This window comes from Photobacterium sp. GSS17 (assembly GCF_028621875.1).
Taxonomy (GTDB): Bacteria; Pseudomonadota; Gammaproteobacteria; order Enterobacterales; family Vibrionaceae; genus Photobacterium; species Photobacterium ganghwense.
In genome coordinates, this window is record NZ_CP117519.1 from 26,587 (window position 1) to 42,183 (window position 15,597).

16 protein-coding genes are annotated in these 15,597 nt (G+C 53.7%); all 16 read left to right on the plus strand.

What is annotated here, in order from left to right; translation table 11 throughout:
* Positions 1 to 2: 2 nt before the first annotated feature.
* The 16 genes from PGW97_RS24880 to PGW97_RS24955 all read left to right on the plus strand — a co-directional run bounded on the left by PGW97_RS24880 (position 3) and on the right by PGW97_RS24955 (position 15,596).
* Entirely contained in the window at positions 3 to 464 is a 462-nt protein-coding gene (locus PGW97_RS24880) for a hypothetical protein (RefSeq protein ID WP_273860739.1), read from the plus strand.
* Positions 465 to 478: 14 nt separating this feature from the next.
* Complete coding sequence (locus PGW97_RS24885) at positions 479 to 1,687, plus strand: hypothetical protein (RefSeq protein ID WP_273860740.1); 1,209 nt, start codon at positions 479 to 481, stop codon at positions 1,685 to 1,687.
* A gap of 75 nt (positions 1,688 to 1,762) precedes the next feature.
* Entirely contained in the window at positions 1,763 to 2,116 is a 354-nt protein-coding gene (locus tag PGW97_RS24890; protein ID WP_273860741.1) for a hypothetical protein, read from the plus strand.
* A 2-nt stretch (positions 2,117 to 2,118) separates the two neighbouring features.
* A complete protein-coding gene (locus tag PGW97_RS24895) occupies positions 2,119 to 2,778 on the plus strand; it encodes a hypothetical protein (RefSeq protein WP_273860742.1) in 660 nt (219 codons plus the stop codon).
* On the plus strand, positions 2,779 to 3,270 hold the full coding sequence (locus PGW97_RS24900) for a hypothetical protein (protein ID WP_273860743.1): 492 nt from the start codon (positions 2,779 to 2,781) through the stop codon (positions 3,268 to 3,270).
* Positions 3,267 to 4,328: a hypothetical protein gene (locus tag PGW97_RS24905; RefSeq protein WP_273860744.1), complete on the plus strand. Its 1,062-nt coding sequence runs from the start codon at positions 3,267 to 3,269 to the stop codon at positions 4,326 to 4,328. Before PGW97_RS24900 ends, PGW97_RS24905 begins: the two co-directional genes overlap by 4 nt.
* Complete coding sequence (locus PGW97_RS24910; protein ID WP_273860745.1) at positions 4,325 to 4,777, plus strand: hypothetical protein; 453 nt, start codon at positions 4,325 to 4,327, stop codon at positions 4,775 to 4,777. The genes PGW97_RS24905 and PGW97_RS24910 overlap by 4 nt, the downstream gene beginning before the upstream one ends.
* A 321-nt stretch (positions 4,778 to 5,098) precedes the next feature.
* On the plus strand, positions 5,099 to 5,911 hold the full coding sequence (locus PGW97_RS24915; protein ID WP_273860746.1) for a hypothetical protein: 813 nt from the start codon (positions 5,099 to 5,101) through the stop codon (positions 5,909 to 5,911).
* An 84-nt stretch (positions 5,912 to 5,995) separates the two neighbouring features.
* Positions 5,996 to 6,370 (plus strand): hypothetical protein, encoded by a 375-nt coding sequence (locus PGW97_RS24920; protein WP_273860747.1) that lies wholly within the window; start codon positions 5,996 to 5,998, stop codon positions 6,368 to 6,370.
* A 292-nt stretch (positions 6,371 to 6,662) separates the two neighbouring features.
* Positions 6,663 to 12,584: a phage tail tape measure protein gene (locus PGW97_RS24925; protein ID WP_273860748.1), complete on the plus strand. Its 5,922-nt coding sequence runs from the start codon at positions 6,663 to 6,665 to the stop codon at positions 12,582 to 12,584.
* Between the two features lie 132 nt (positions 12,585 to 12,716).
* Positions 12,717 to 13,112, plus strand: a complete 396-nt coding sequence (locus tag PGW97_RS24930; RefSeq protein ID WP_273860749.1) for a hypothetical protein — start codon at positions 12,717 to 12,719, stop codon at positions 13,110 to 13,112.
* Between the two features lie 48 nt (positions 13,113 to 13,160).
* Positions 13,161 to 13,583 carry a hypothetical protein gene (locus PGW97_RS24935; protein WP_273860750.1) on the plus strand — a complete coding sequence of 141 codons (423 nt, stop codon included), beginning with the start codon at positions 13,161 to 13,163 and terminating at the stop codon, positions 13,581 to 13,583.
* A gap of 63 nt (positions 13,584 to 13,646) precedes the next feature.
* On the plus strand, positions 13,647 to 14,147 hold the full coding sequence (locus tag PGW97_RS24940) for a hypothetical protein (RefSeq protein ID WP_273860751.1): 501 nt from the start codon (positions 13,647 to 13,649) through the stop codon (positions 14,145 to 14,147).
* Positions 14,148 to 14,156: 9 nt separating this feature from the next.
* On the plus strand, positions 14,157 to 14,630 hold the full coding sequence (locus PGW97_RS24945) for an NlpC/P60 family protein (RefSeq protein WP_273860752.1): 474 nt from the start codon (positions 14,157 to 14,159) through the stop codon (positions 14,628 to 14,630).
* 2 nt (positions 14,631 to 14,632) lie between these two features.
* Positions 14,633 to 14,977: a hypothetical protein gene (locus tag PGW97_RS24950; protein WP_273860753.1), complete on the plus strand. Its 345-nt coding sequence runs from the start codon at positions 14,633 to 14,635 to the stop codon at positions 14,975 to 14,977.
* On the plus strand, positions 14,970 to 15,596 hold the full coding sequence (locus tag PGW97_RS24955; RefSeq protein ID WP_273860754.1) for a hypothetical protein: 627 nt from the start codon (positions 14,970 to 14,972) through the stop codon (positions 15,594 to 15,596). The genes PGW97_RS24950 and PGW97_RS24955 overlap by 8 nt, the downstream gene beginning before the upstream one ends.
* The last annotated feature ends 1 nt before the right edge of the window (position 15,597 follow it).

Here is a 15,597-nt window from a genome sequence, read left to right on the forward strand (position 1 = left end):
TCATGGTGGAAAACAACAAACCACAAAGTCCAACTCAGTTCGGCTGGGGCATTAGCCATCGTATTTTCCACGATGACGCCGGCTACCCAGTTTATATCGACGACGAAACCATCACTGAGTGGAACGGTAAACACATCGCAGCCTCTCTGGTTGCAGGTAAGAACCACACCGTGAAAGGCGCTGAAGAAGGTGCCCGCCTGATGGGTTACTTGGTGATGGTTGAAGACCGTAAGGTTGAAGGCGTCAAGGTCGGTACCATCCAAGTCCACGGCGGTACGCTGCTGCCTGTGAAGGCTGAAGATGCTCTGGCTGTTGGTGACATGGTGGTTGGTGCCGGTAACGGTGAAATCCGTAAGGCTGACCTTGCCAATGCAGCAGAAGCGGCTAAATCCGCCGGTCGTGTTTGTACTGCGATTCTTGACGGCTCAGACGGCAAGAAATACGCAGAAGTAGTCTTTAGCTAATAGGAGCCACCAACATGGCATTAAAATCAAAAACTGAAATCGTTCGCGGTGCTCCGTCAGAGGTTCTGGCTGGTGTGATGAACGCGGATCACCGTATCTCTGAAGATGCAGGTATGACCCTTTGCCGCCGTGCAGCTGAGTACGGCCTGAACCTACGTGACTACCTGCGCCTGGCAGTTGATCCACGTATGGAAAAAGATGAGAAGGTTCGTGCCCAGTTCGCGGCGAACGACGGTCGTTTCCTGAATGGTTACGAAGCATCACTGGCCTTCTGCCAGCTGCCTATCCGTGACGACTTCGATAACGGCGTAACGCTACAGCTGGCGGCTGACTCTTTTGCTTCTCGCAAAGGCCTACGCGCATTCTTCCCAGAAGTGGTGGAAGAAGTTGTACGCTGGAAGCACAAACAGGATCCATGGGCGACTACTGACGGCCTGATTGCCAACAAACGTACCATCGACGGCGTTGAGATGATCACCAAGGTGAACATCGACGATGACTCTCAGACTCTGGGTTCATTCACCATGCCTGAGTATGGTCGTCTGCCTACCTTCACCCTGTCAGCGTCTGACACCGCTATCAAGTTCTACAAATTCGGTAGCGCAATCAAGACCTCTTACGAATTCGAACGTCGCGTGACTGTCGATATCCTGACTCCATACGCGAAACGCGTTGAACGTCGCAAAGAAATCGACAAACTGCGCGTTGCGACCAACGTGATGGTGAACGGTGACGGCGTCCACAAACCAGCTCTGACTGAAGACCTGAAAGATTCGAAGTGGGGCGGTGACTGGACAAACGGCAAGACCCTGAAGAACAACTACATGGCTCTGATGAAGTTCCTGGCTTCCCGCGCTTACGCAGACATGCCTGTGGACACTATTGGTGGCAACATCAATACCTACATTGAGCTGTTCATGATGTTCTACCCAACGAACGTTGTGAAGTCAGAAATGGAGCATATGCAAATGCACGGCGCACCACGCGTGAGCCTGACACTGCCTATCTTCAATGACGTTAACTTCAAGCTACTTCCATCAATGCCAGACAACAAGATGCTGTGCTTCTCTGTTGATGACACGCTGGAAGAACTGACCGAAGCCGGTTCGAAGATTTCTGAGTCTGAAAAATCCATTCAGAACCAGTCTTACTTCTACACCAACTCAGAGAACATGGGCTACCGCCTGCTGTTTGATGACACCCGTGTAATGGTTAGCTTCTAACGTCAATACATCCTGACGTCAAAATGTCATAGATTCATGAGGGGCGGAAACGCCCCTTTTTTAAAGGGGGATCCCATGCACAAGTTACTTGTGAATATGAAAGGCAATTATGGCTTTGTCGATATGTCGGTGACTCCACCACAAAGCGACAAGGGCGGTCGTCCGTTCGTGGTTCTGGCTACTCGACTGGTTCAGCGTCAGATTTCACTGGGCTACATGACCCAGCTTGCTGATTTGCCTGACGACGCGACGGATGAGGGTTGGGAGGGTTTCTATAAGGACCACGACCAAGACGTTCACGCGGCGCTGGAAAACTACAAGCTGGCGCTTGAAGGTGGCGAGGAAACCGAAGCTGAAGCTGAAGCCAAAGTGAAACCCGCGCCAAAGGCCCCTAAGAAAAAGGCACCTAAGGCCGAGCCTGAGGAATAAGCATGAAGACCGTCGAATCTGGAGTACCGGCGGTTTTTCCTCTGGTACAGAACATTGCGGGTTATGAATACCTTCCGGAAAGCGGCACCCTCACCGTTCGCAACCGTGCCGGTAATATCGTGCATGAGTGCGAACTGGAGGAAGGGGCGCAGTCAATCACGTTACCGGCTGTTGAGACCGAGACCGTTGATTACCGTTGGGTACGCATGACCTTTGTTTCTGGCGGTGAAGTGAAGTCCTCCAAATGGACTTACCGCATCATTCCGTTCCTGGGCACCACCATCACGAATGACGAGGTTCGCGTCAGACTGGGGGCTACACCTGAAATGCTTCCGGATTCGATGATTGCGCTGATTGACCAGTATCTGAAGCACCAGAAGAAATTCCCGACCATCCCTGCGGGTGATGAGCTGGACAAGCTGGTGGTTCTGGCGGAGTGCTTGCGTCTGGCCAAGATCAGTACGCAGTGGATGCTGAAGTCCCGCAAAGTCGATGACCTGAGCGAGACCCGTTATGACCATGACCTGAGCGGCCTGATTGCGGAACTGAGCGAGGAATACAACAACCTTCTGGTTGAGATGGTTCCTGAGGTGGAAACCACGTTCTCACCGCCACAGCTGCTGCAATTTGTCACGATGACTGACGTCGTAACGGGGGCATAAATGGGGATTGAACAAGACGTAAGGGTTAACGGCCAACCGGCGAGAGCCGTCATTGGTAAGCCAAACAAGGCGCTGCGAACGCTGAGTGCTGCCGCACGGCTTGTTCATGTCCCGCGCCGGTATACGTGGGTCAAGCCAGGCATGGTCATGGACGATACGGCAGGGCGTCAGATCCTGCTAGGTACCCACCATTTCCATGCCCGTTACACTGTAATGTTGGGCTTGGATATCACAGATGAGGTAGAAGCGGTCGAAACGACCGTTTCTATCCACCCTGTCACGAAAATGGCCGGTGACCGCATCGAATTGCCGCCTGTCCGGCTCAAGGTGGCCGAGTATCAGGCCATGGCGGATAACGAGCTGGGTTTGCCTGTGGGCGTTCGGTACATCGTTACAGGCACCAAGATGACACGGGAGTGGAAGGTAAACGGTCGTCGTGTCCGTTCAGTGGTAGAACGCGCCGGACTCCACTTTGTTGAGGTGGAGCTGTGAGCCGGCTTAGTAGGGGTAAAGCCCGCTCTCGGATCACCAACCCCCATATCCAGAGGCTGGCACAGCAGAACCGCCGTGAAAACATGACCGTCATGGCCACGCTGAGTGCTCGGTTTGCCCACTTGATTAACTCGGTAGCGGATCTTGAGTCCCGAGCGATTGCCGAGCAGGCACTGTCGGCCACCCATGCCGGTGTCGAAGTCGCGTTGAAGCATATGATTAAGGCCCTGAAGGCTGAATATGCCTCAAACTGGGCTTCTCCCCATTCGTTTGGCTCGGGTCCCGTAGTGGACCGGATGCAAGGGATACTAAAGAAACACCCAGGAGAGAACGTGAACTGGGGTTCTCGATTGTCACCGGACTGGGTAACCCAGAAAGCTAAGTGGCTGAACCGACACGGCGTTGATCTGCCAAACGACGGCGCACCGTTCCACGGCTTTGGCCACTACGGTGTTCCGCTGCCAAGTAGGACGAATCGCCGTCCTGAACCCCTCAAAGTGTGGGCGTCGGGTCTGAATCTGACCACAGACGTGATGAACCTCTATCGCCTCATGGGCATGGCCAAACTGCAAATTGCAGGCAATCTGGCGACGAAAAAGGGCTACACCCAGACCGAAACCGGCTTTGTAGACGCAAAAGGTAAGCGAGCCACGCTGAAAGACGCCCTGCGCCGTGCTAAACCACATCAGGTTCAAGGCCAAGGTCTGGTCGTGACCTTCCATAAAACCCACGGGCTTTCTGCCTACGTCAAAGGCCGTCGGGTGTCGTTACTGGAGCTGAACCACGCAGGCCTTATCGGCTCGAAGCTGGAGCTGGTGGCGCTGGGGAATATGTTCAGTGGTCCGAACGCGCCCAAAAACCGTGGTTACCGGTTCTTCGAACACGCCCAGAAATACGCTGGCGGGCGGTACGATATTTTTGGTAAGTCTGCTGGTACCAAACTGCATTTCTCAGCCCGCCGTAACCGAGACCCCATCGGTAACTATCTCGAAGTCATTATCGAGGAATTCATACCGTTGGCGATTTACCTGGAACTCAAGAAAAGGAAACTGGTGTGAAGCACAGCTATAAGCATGTTCAGGCCTCATTGCTCAAGTTCATCAACCAACAGGCCGAAGCAATGGGCATTACGGCGCTAAACCTCGATGCCTATCCGGATATTGAATCGCTGCCAGCGGGTGACCAGTTGGGTCTGACTGGATTGGGGATGACGGAATCGGATCAGATTGAGGAAGTAACGGCAATGTTTGTGGCCATTACGGAATCAGATGCTAACAACATGCGTTTGTCGGATCGGGTGAGTGCGTTGTATGACGCCTGCAAAGCCGAGGAACAAATCCCGTTAGTGCATTGTGAGACAGGGGAATGGTTGGGTCGTTTGGTTATGGCGAGGGGTGCAACTGTATTTCCGGTTCAGCGACACGCACAGACTAAAGCCGCCCAGTCTGTTTCGTTTATCGCTTTTGTGCTTATTGGGACTGATTCATTGTCGCAAGAATCACAGTAAGCATGTTTGATGGGTTACGCATTTGAGCCTGACATTCAGCCAGAAAAGCATCATGTAAAACGTCGTCTCTAAAGCGAAGCGTAAAACATTTTGTTTGGCTACAATCAATCTTTGATAGGTCTGGCGTTTTCGGTTTAAATGTCAGATAATTTTTAATGTATTCAGCAATCACGGTGTTTCGTGATGGCTTGCTAGGTACCTCTGACAAGATCTCCACACTAACAGATACAGATACTTCATGTGTCATTGTAAATCCTCATGGAATTTTTACATAGGCTACATGGTAGCGTATCACACCTGATGTCCAAACAGGAGATCTATATGAATCAGGGCAAAGCAAAAACTGATAAGTTCTTGTTAGGTACCGCAACCATCATGCTGGGTGAGATGGGTACTCTAACCGAACTGGATGAAAGCAAATCCATTGGTCTTGTGAAGGACGTGACGCTGGAGTTCTCTCCAACGTATATCGACCTGCAACAAGGCGTAACTAACCAAACCGTATTCTCTGTTCGAAACGGCCAGGATACCCGTATTACCGGTAGCTCTTACGAATTCACCGATACCAACATGGCGTATGCCGCTGGTCTGAACGGTGACAAGGTAACGCTGGTTGAGGGTGTCCCTTATACCGTGAAATCAGCAGCTGCTGGTGACGGCTCTGATACGGTCGAACTGACTGTGGACACTCCATCTTCTCCGGTAACTATCGTGCAGGATGACCATGTCGTTATCCACTCAGCGGGCTTCTCTACCATCGCCAAAGTTGTAGATGCAGCAACCATCTCAACCGGTACTCTGGTGGTTGAGGGTAACTTCCACGCGAAAGTAACCGCTGGTGCAAAAGTCACGAAAGTGAACGTGATGGACCTTGGTAGCAACAGCCGCGTTCAGTACCTGTGCGCGAAAATCGTTGGCGAACTGCCAAACGGTGACGTTGTTGTGATTGAAATCCCTAAAGTTCAGTGGACTTCAGGCCTGTCCATGGCATTCACAACCGGCGACTTCTCTAACATGGCACTGGAGCTGAAACCAACGGCTCTGCTGACCACAGACCCTGACTACGCGAAGTACGGTAACGCCCTTGTTCGTGTGGCCATGGCAGGCGGTGTTGGCGAGAACACCGCAGCGTAAACTCCCTGCGTAAACCTCCAAAGCCGCCCTATTGTGGGCGGCTTTTTGTTGGGCTACGATTAGGTTACTAAACGGAGAGCAAACATGGATAAACCCTCAGATACACTGCAAATCACCTACTTTGGTGAAAGCCGCCGCCTTGTTATGACGTTCGGCCTTATCAATGCTTTGACTGGCTACATCAACACGCCGCTGGATCTCATTAAGGTGACCAACAACCCCGAGTTACAGGAGCTTTTCCTGTACGAAATCCTGTCTGACCGCAACGAAGACGGTGTCATTGTCCAAGGTGCCAAGACGTTTTCGCTGGACCCTGAAACAGCCATTGCTGTTATCAACTGGGCAGTGGGGCATGTGAATCATTTTTTTATTCAAACCCTGACAAAACAGCAGAACCAGTTCAGTCAACTTCTAGCGTTGACGTCCCAACCGTCTGGTGCGACTGGGTCTCAGGGTTAAGTTTCCCCGATCAGATATGTTGGGCATTTGGTGTCCTGCCGTCTGAACTCAACCGGCTTTACTGGCGGGTAACGCTGCATGACCTGCGTACCAAGATTCGCCTTGAGGTCGGGAACCAGTCCTCACAGCTCGCCCACCAGCATCATGCCCTTTTGTTGGCAGGACACATCCTGCTAGGCGGTAACAGCAAATCGACCGAGAAGAAGACCGGCCCCGATCCGGATGCCGTTCAAATCCAGTCCTTTGCTCACCTCAGTCAGATCATTAAACAGCACCTCTAAGGTACGCACCTATGACGGATTACAATACTGAGTTAGGGCTATCACTTGGTCCTGAGTTTGAGTCCCAGCTGCAGCGGTCTATCCAGCTGATGAACAAGTTTGCCGGTCAGATTAATAGCATCGACTCGGAAAAGCTGCTGTCCATCGGCATTGATAACGACCAAATGCGCAGCCTCAACATGTTCACCCAGCGGGTGAAGCATTTGAACAAGGAAATGCAGCAGCTTACCCAGCTGGTAAACAACCGGTCGGTACGCAGTCTGCAGGAGGCCGTTGCGCTCGAAACTTACCGGAGCAACTTCACAGGGTCTTCCCGTAACGCTCACCAAACAGCGGCCATGTACGCTTCGCCGGCGGAACAACGCCAGATGCGTAAGGCGCTGACACTGGCGATTCAGGATGCTTTGGCGTCGGGGAACCGCAGCATGGCCGACCAGCTTCAGGGTTTCGACCAGAAGCTGAAAAAGCACATGACTCACAACGAGCGTGTCCTGGGCATGAACGCCAAGGAACGTGAGGCTTACAACGCCGATATCGCGGCCAAGAAGCAGTCTGTGCAGATTAACCGCGAGCTGGCTCAGTTCCTTGGCCAAGCCAAATCCAGCAACCGGCATTCCGTCCTGCCGTCCGGCACTTCTCTGGGGATGTTGCCCGAGCCTGAGCGCAAACGGGCACTCCGCGCCCAGCAGATGTACATCGACAACATGAAGCTGAGTGGGGTACCGCTTGATCAGCTGCGTCAGGCAGAGAAGGTCATGCGGGATCTGAACCTACAGCAAGATGCCCTGCTGGAACGCCGCCGCAAGGAAACCCTCGAAATTCGCTCCAGAGAGCGCCTAGACCAGAGCATTGCCAACAAGGATAGTCGTGCCTTAGGTAACGCCGCAGAACGCTATGACAACCTCAGGGCGGGACGATTAGGGGCATATTCCACCAGCCGTACTGACGCTGAGGGTCTGCGCCAGCTTAAAGAACAGATCCGGTTACGCGAGCAGAACCTGAAGCTGATTAAGGCCGAGGCACTGCAATCGAACCTGCCAAGCCACCACGCGAAGGTAAACGCCGAAGAAAAACGGATCCACCGCCTGAAACAGCTGGAGAAACGACTGCAGGCCGCTGCCGCTGCTGAACGCAGTTATGAAATGGCCATGTCGCCTACCAGCCTGAAACGTCGTGCGGCGATTTCACGGGCACAAGGCCACGAAACCCGCTGGGGTGACGGAGGTGCCGAGCTGTTCCGGACTCAGGCCGGTCTGCTGGGGAACTATGCGGTAATGGGTGCGGGTGTCGGTGGTACCTATGCGGGTATTCAGTTCACTCTCGACCTCGACCAGTCCATGCGTCAGCTTCAGGCAATCCTGGCACTGACTAACGGTGAACTTACTCAAATGTCAGAGCATTTGATTGATGTGTCTGAGAAAACCAAGTTTACCGCGCTGGAAGTTATGGAAGCGGCGACCATCATGGGTCAGGCCGGTTTCTCACCTGATCAGATCAATGCGTCTATCGAGGCGACCACGTATCTGGCCACGGCTATCGGCTCTGACCTGCAAACCGCCGTTGACCTGCAAACGTCTGTGATGGGGGTTTACGACAAGTCGGCTGGCCAGATGATGGACGTGTCGGACAAAATCGTAACCGCAATCAACACCTCGAAACTGAACCTCGAAAAGTTGACCCTCGGCATGCAGTATTCGGGCAACATTTCCTCTCAGTTGGGTGTTAGCTTCGAAGAAAACATGGCGGCGCTGGGTGCCATGGCTAACTCGGGTATCCGCTCCGGTTCGACACTGGGTACCGGTATGCGTCAGGTGTACACCTCACTACAGAAACCGTCCGGCTCGTTCCTGAAGTGGATGGACTCCGTTGGCCTGACCATGGAAGACGTCTCGGTTAAGACCCGTGGCCTGTACAACGTGCTGGTGACCCTGAAGGAAGCCGGTTTCGATATGGACGCGGCATCGCGTATGTGGGAGACCCGTGCGGCATCAGCCGTCGGCGCTATCTTCAACAACATGTCCAAGTTCAAAGAGCTGATGGAAGACTTTGATACGTCTTCTGGTGCGGCAGCTGCGGCGAACGAAAAGCAGATGATGGCTACCCGTAACCAGTTAGAGCGTCTGTACTCTATCGCCGGTACGCTCTTTTCTGAAGCGGTCGAGCCTATGCGTCTGGCCTTCACCGAAATCGTGAAGACAACTGCCGACTGGTTATCACACCTGCGTGACGCCAAAGAGCTGATTCAGGTGATGACCACGCTGGTGGGCGGCTGGGCATTGGGTAAAGGTGTGGGCGCGTTGTTCTCGCTGTTGAAGAACCTGGCACTGCCAGGCGGGGAGAACGGCGGTAAAGGTCTGTCTGCCGGTAAACAACTGGGGTCAGTGGCCTCTATGGCCATGCGTAGTGCCGGTCTTTGGGGCATGGTGGGCACCGCCGCGTTCAGTGCTGGCAGCTACTACTTCAATGAGCAGCGCAAACAGAACGACACTATGGACAAGGCGAAAACCGAACTGTCCGAGAACCTGCGCCTGTACAACGAACAGCAAAACGCTATCCGAAAAGTGACACAGTCACTTTATGAGATGGGGGCGAAACAGCAGCTGTTCACCACTGACCAAGAGGCATTGCGCCGGTATACCGACAACCTGAAATCCGAGTTTGGCGGTCTGGGGCTGGTTCTGACGGGGGTTGAGGGCGACTTCAACAAGACCCGTGACGCACTGGACGTGTTCCGTGCCGCCTTGCTGGAGCAGCAGAATCTGCGATTCCCAGCCCAGTCCTTCGACAATGTGTTGAAAGAGCAGGGTAACCAGCTCAAGGCCATCCAGCAGTTTGACGCCGGTCGCTCACAACTGGACTTTCTGGGCGCCCAAGAGGCCAAGGTGAACGGGAGCTGGGTGTCGAACCAGAGCCGTTCCGCCACGAAACTGGGGGCTTACCTTCAGGCCAACGCCCACTCACCGCAAGTGCAGGCGTACCAGAAAGGGGTTGCGCTGCTGACCAAGGGTGCCTCAGGGGCATCACCGCTGGCCAGCCTGAACCCACAGGATGCTGATGCAGTTCGTTCGGCCTTGCTCACCCTGAGTGATGCCCAGACGGCACTGACGTTCTTTGCCAAGACCGGTATTACGCCAGAAACGGGTCCGTTCAAGAACCTGCACACCCAGTTGTCCAACGCCAAGGCGTACCTTGCGGATATGAGCAAAACCCACGGCGAGAAGTCGTCTTTGCTGACGAACGCTGACCTACAGAGTTTTGGTGCCAAGGTACAGAACAAGTTCGGCCAGCGCGGTATGGACCTGCTGAACAACCTTCACCGGATGAACCAGCAGAACCCAGAGCTGACCCGAGCCAACCCGAAAGACAAGAACAAGCATGCCTCCCTGTTGCTGGAGAGCTACACGCCAATGCTTGATCAGCTGGTTGGGCTACGCGAGGAAATGAAAACGTTCGTGCTGGACTATGACAAGGCCAACGGTACCGCGTTTGGTGACAGCATGGGGGAATTCGCTGCTTGGACAACCCTCGGCAACGAAATCACCAGCCTTCGGGAGAAAATCAACGGCGCTCAGAAGACACGCGACAAGTTTGACCAGCAAGCGGGTAAGTTCTCTAACCAGACTATCCAAGAGCGCATCAAACGTCTTGGCTACATGATGACTCACACCGAAGACCTGCTCGAAGTCACGCGCTTGGAAACGGAAATCCAAGAGTTGATCGATAAGAGCATCGGCAACGAGATGATGGGTAAAGACGCTGACTCGGAGGAATACCAGCTTGAGCTGCGAGAACTCCAACGTCAGGCCGCCGAGCAGAAGGGATTGGTGGCCGAGCGGGCAAACAGCCAGCGCCGGAAACTGGAGGCCGCTATCCGCCGCAAACAAGACCGTGCCTTCAACACACTGGTGACGGCTCGGAACATGACGGCTGACAGCAACGTTGAGCTGAAACGGACTGGCCTGCGCTACAGCCTGACCCCTGAGGAAGCGGATAAGCACGGCCAAGAGCTGATTGACGCCATTATTCAGGAAGGGGCTCAGAACTATGAGCAGCTGGTGAAAACACTGGACGGTGTATCGGACGAAATGCTGATGCTGATTCGGGCTGAGAACGAGAAAGGGACTCAGGCCAAAATCAAGAAGGCCGAAGCCGATATTGCCCAGAAGAAACGCCAGATTGAGGCCGGTATTCTGCGCCGGAACGAGTCGGAAATCCGTCAGGGGCTAACCATCGACCAGTATCTGATGAACCAGTATCTGACCGGTGACCGCCGCTACATGACCGACGTTCAGCAGAATCTGTCCAAGGAGCTCAGCCTGCAGCACTCCAAACTGACGGATGCCGGTACCACTGCCGAGCAGTTTGATATGGCCGTGGCCACGATTGATGAGGTCATTGGGCGAATCATCCAGAACCGCAGTGATCAGATTCGAGCATTGGAAAAGAACCCACAGGTGGAGAAAAAACGTTTGGCCGAACTGCAAGAGACTGAACGCCTGTTGCGGGAAAACAGCGACCTTCGGATCAGCAAGGCATTGCGCCTGCGTGACGCCCGTGCGGCCAGCCAGGATGACGAAGGGACACGAGCTTGGGTGAGTGACCTCAACCACGAATGGAGCCTGATCCGTAAGGGGTTACAGGCGAACACCAATAACCGTGGGGCTGGCCTGACCCGCTTCCAGAACATGTCAGAAGCCAACATTGACCTGCGTAATCAACTGACCCGCCAGCTGGCTATCAGTGGGATGGGTACCGAATATTACGACAGCGTGAAGAATGGGCTGGACGGCCTCGAAGCGAAACGCATGGCGGTGTTGGATAAGGGTTTCCAGACCATCCGGACGGATATCGAGCGAGACCTTGCAAGCCTTGAAGAAAAGGCCGCTGACTACCAGAGCCAGTTAAACGCCGGCGGGCTGAATGACAAGCAGACCAAGGCACTGGAAACGGTTCTGGCCAACGCGAATAAGGAAATTGAGCGTCTTGGCAAAGAGCAGGAGTCCCTACAGCTTCGGGCTGACAACACCCAACGGGAGTCTGATCAGTTTCTGCGTGACTCACAGGGCAAGTATCTGGATCAGACGTTCTTTGACGGTCGGTACAAAAACAAGGACGCCCGTAACAAACAGGCTAAGATCCTTGGCGGTAGTATCTATGGCGACGACGGCACGGAAGTCGATTACAACAAGGAGATGGATGACCTTGAGGGTATGGCCAGACAGTGGCAGACCATTAAGAACGCCGCCTCTGAATACGGCGAGATCATGGAGCGTAACTATGGCAACTACTCTGCCATGACCGATGCCGTGGACAAACTGGCAAATGCTACCGAGCAGGCTGCTGACAAGGCCGCAGGCCTCTTTGCGGAATGGGCAATGGGTACCAAGGAGTCGAAAGACGCTTGGGCAGAGCTGGGTCAGTTTGTACTGTCGATGCTGACCCAGATTGCCATGCAGATTGCCGTTAACTCCGCCGTAAGTGGCATAACAGGCCTGTTCGGTGGGGGCGGCGGTGGCGGAAAGGCAGCCACCGGCGGCAAAGTCCGAGGTAAAGCGACCGGTGGCCGTGTGTTCCGGTACGGCGACGGGGGTAAGGTTCCGCACGTTGGCGGCTCTCGGGGTCAGGACTCCGTGCCTACGTGGTTGATGCCGGATGAATGGGTTATCCGTTCGTCGGTGGCGCGTAAGCTGGGGGATGACACCATGAACGCTATTAACAACGGCGAACTGGATCCTGGCAAGCTCAACCGGCCACAGGTGAACCAGCAGGTTCAGCAGGGTCCGAAAGAGCTGAACGTCTGGGTGGTGCAGAAACCGGAAGATGCTGGGAACGGGGGCATTGGACCAAATGACGTGGTGGCGATTGTCGAAGACAACGTGATGCGTCGTGGTTCACTCCGCTCTCTGATCAAGCAGGTCGCACTGACCAACTAAGGGGAAATGTAGCCCATGCCGTCTAATGTATATATTAATAAGACGGCATGGGATACAGAGTTACGTTCGTATCCCATGCCGCCTAATGTATATATTAATATAGCGGCATGGGATACAAATTGGAGTCGTTCTATGTACGAGACTTTTGATTTTCCGTACTTCACTGAGCATACCGAATACCAAGACAGCTCCCGTGCTTTGAAGCTGGGTGGCGGCTGGGATTACGTGGTGGAGCCGGTTGTACCTGATCCGCGCCTGTTCAACGTGAGCATCAAGGCCATGGTCTGGTATACCGATATCGTTGAAGGCCGAGAGGTGGTTAACATAAACGTTAACCCCGAAATGAATGCCGGTCGTCTGGACGCATTCTATGCCCGTCACCGGTTGTTCAAACCGTTCTACTTCAACCACCCGAAATACGGCGTTCTCAAGGTGCGTTTCCATGAATCGCTGAAACTTGGGGAGCCGTCCCCGAACAGTGGTGGTGTCGTAGAAAACGTGCAACTGAAATTCATTGAAGTTCAGTAAAAACAGTAGCATAGTGGTGGTTGTAACCACCACTATGAGGATTGAATAATGCGTCTTCTTGCAAGTATTGTCTTGGCTATGTCTCTGATGGGCTGCTCGGTCCGTATGGTTCCAATTTCAGAGGCGACTCCTGTTCCCCAAGAGGATATCTTTGCTGCCGAACTCCTGACTCCTGATGCCAGCCGGACAGAAAAAGTGACTCTTGTAAGGGATGAACACTGGTCTGGGAGTGCTAACAGTTTCCGGCTGTTTCTCGAAGGCCGTAAAGTGGCTGAAATTGATGTCGGTGAAAAGCTGGAACTCTATCTGGCCAAGGATAAGACCTACTTTGGGCACCTTGAGGCTGTTCTTTTCACGGACTCTCTCCCAACCACGGAATTCGAGTTGAAAGCCTCTGAAACGATGCCTAACAACTACCGCCTGAGCATAGTGGGCGACACTATCACAATCAACCGTAGCGCCCTGCTGTAACTCGTTGCCTGTATCCCATTAAATTAGTAATATTTTCCAAGCTCTATTTAATGGGATACAACCATGGCAATCACCCCTTCGACACGCCAACAGGCCGAAGCCTTTGGCATCTACGCGAAAGAAACCTACCGCCTGCTGGAACTCAGCTTTGACGAACCCAATGGTGAGTTTGCGTCCACGATCTATTTCCGGATTTGTGACCAGACCACCGTGCAATGGAATGACCTGAACTGGGAACGCATGCCTTTCGAGGTACAGGGTGAAGGCCAGAGTGCAGATACCGAGCTGGCACGTCCACAGCTGTTCCTGCCCAACGATGACCGCCGGTTCTCCTACTATGCCGAACGTGGCCTGCTGGAAGGTGGCTTTGTGACGCTGTATGACGTTCACCCTGAAGAACTCCACACCCAACAGGCGAGGGTTCGAAACTACGTCATTAGCCGCGTGACAGGGGATAACGAAATCCAGTTGACCGTGGAGCTACGTAGCCCATCCGACGGTCCGAACTACAAGGTACCTGCACGGCGGTTTATGCCACCGGAATTCCAAACCGTGAACCCATAAGGAGGCATTATGCTTTGTGACCCACGGCAATTTGAGGGAAAACCCTACGTATCGGGGTCGCATGATTGTTATGGCTCTTTCCGTGACCTGTTCCTGGCTGCAACCGGTGAGATTCTGCCGGACTTCGCACGACCTGAAGGCTGGTGGGACCATCCAGACCTGAACCTGATTGAAGACTACTTTTCACTGGCGGGCTTCGAGGACACAGGGTTTACCGTAAACGGTGCCCGCCCGATGCACGTCCTGCTCTTTGCGGTGGCCAGCTCGAAGATAAACCACATTGGCCTGTACCTCGGCAATGGCCAGTTCTTCCATCACCAGTATCAGCGCCTGAGCATCATTGAGCCGCTGGACGGCAGCTGGAAGTCCCGCTGTGTGAAGGTTCTGACTCATGCGAACGCCAAGCAACACGCGATGGGCAATCTACAGCAGCATTTCGAAAAACAGCCTATTTACGCAAAACGTCGCTGGTTGAGGGGGTGATCATGCAACTGAACAAGCATTTCGCAGAACTACGTCGCCGGTTCACGACCGACAGGGAGCACTGTGGCTTTATCACAGAGTATTGTGTGGTTGAGGTGTCCAACTGTGCCATTGACCCTAAGACGCACTTTGAAATCTCTGAAGATGACGTGGAACTGTATCTCGATGCCGCTGTGGCAACTTGGCACAGTCATCCGGAGAGCAGTGCGAACCTGAGTCTGGAAGACCACGCTTTGTTTGCAGAGATCCGTGACTGTCGCCATATCATCGTCAGCCCAACGGAAATCTGGGTTTATTACACCACACCAAAAGGGGTGGTCATGGTAGAGGAACGCTTCTGTGGCTAAAGTGACGATTCACCTTTCAGGGTATCTGGCGCAGTTGGCTGGCCGTGTAGCCTATGCCGTTGAAGCGGGTTCTGTACGGGACGCGCTGGAAAGCCTTCAGCAGTTTCCTAAGTTGAACCCTGATTTGACGTCAAAACGTTATGTTGTCAAAGTCGATGAGTGTCCAACGTCTGACCGGCTCGACGCTCCGCTGACGGTCGAGGAACTGCACATCAGGCCACAGCCCGAATCTGGCAATACCCTGCGTGGTGGTTCTGGTAAATCCGGCGCATGGTTACGCATTGTGGTGGGTGCTGTGCTGGTTGTTGTGGGCGTGGTTCTCAACCTCATGTATCCAGGCAACCCTTTCGCTTCGGCCTTTATCGGTGCAGGTATTGGCATGATCCTTGGCGGTGTCTTTTCCCTGCTGTTCCCTGTTGAGGAACCCGACAAAGGCGAAAGACAACAGACCTCAGCGTTTAGTTACACCAACACGACCAAATCCGGCACACCTATTCCGATCATCCTTGGTCGCCATAAATGGGCTGGCCAAATCATTGCCTTCAACGTGGACTCTGTTGAAAAAGGGGCTTCGGTCGGGGCACCACACATTAAGTCAGGCTGGAAGAAGTTAGGATAAA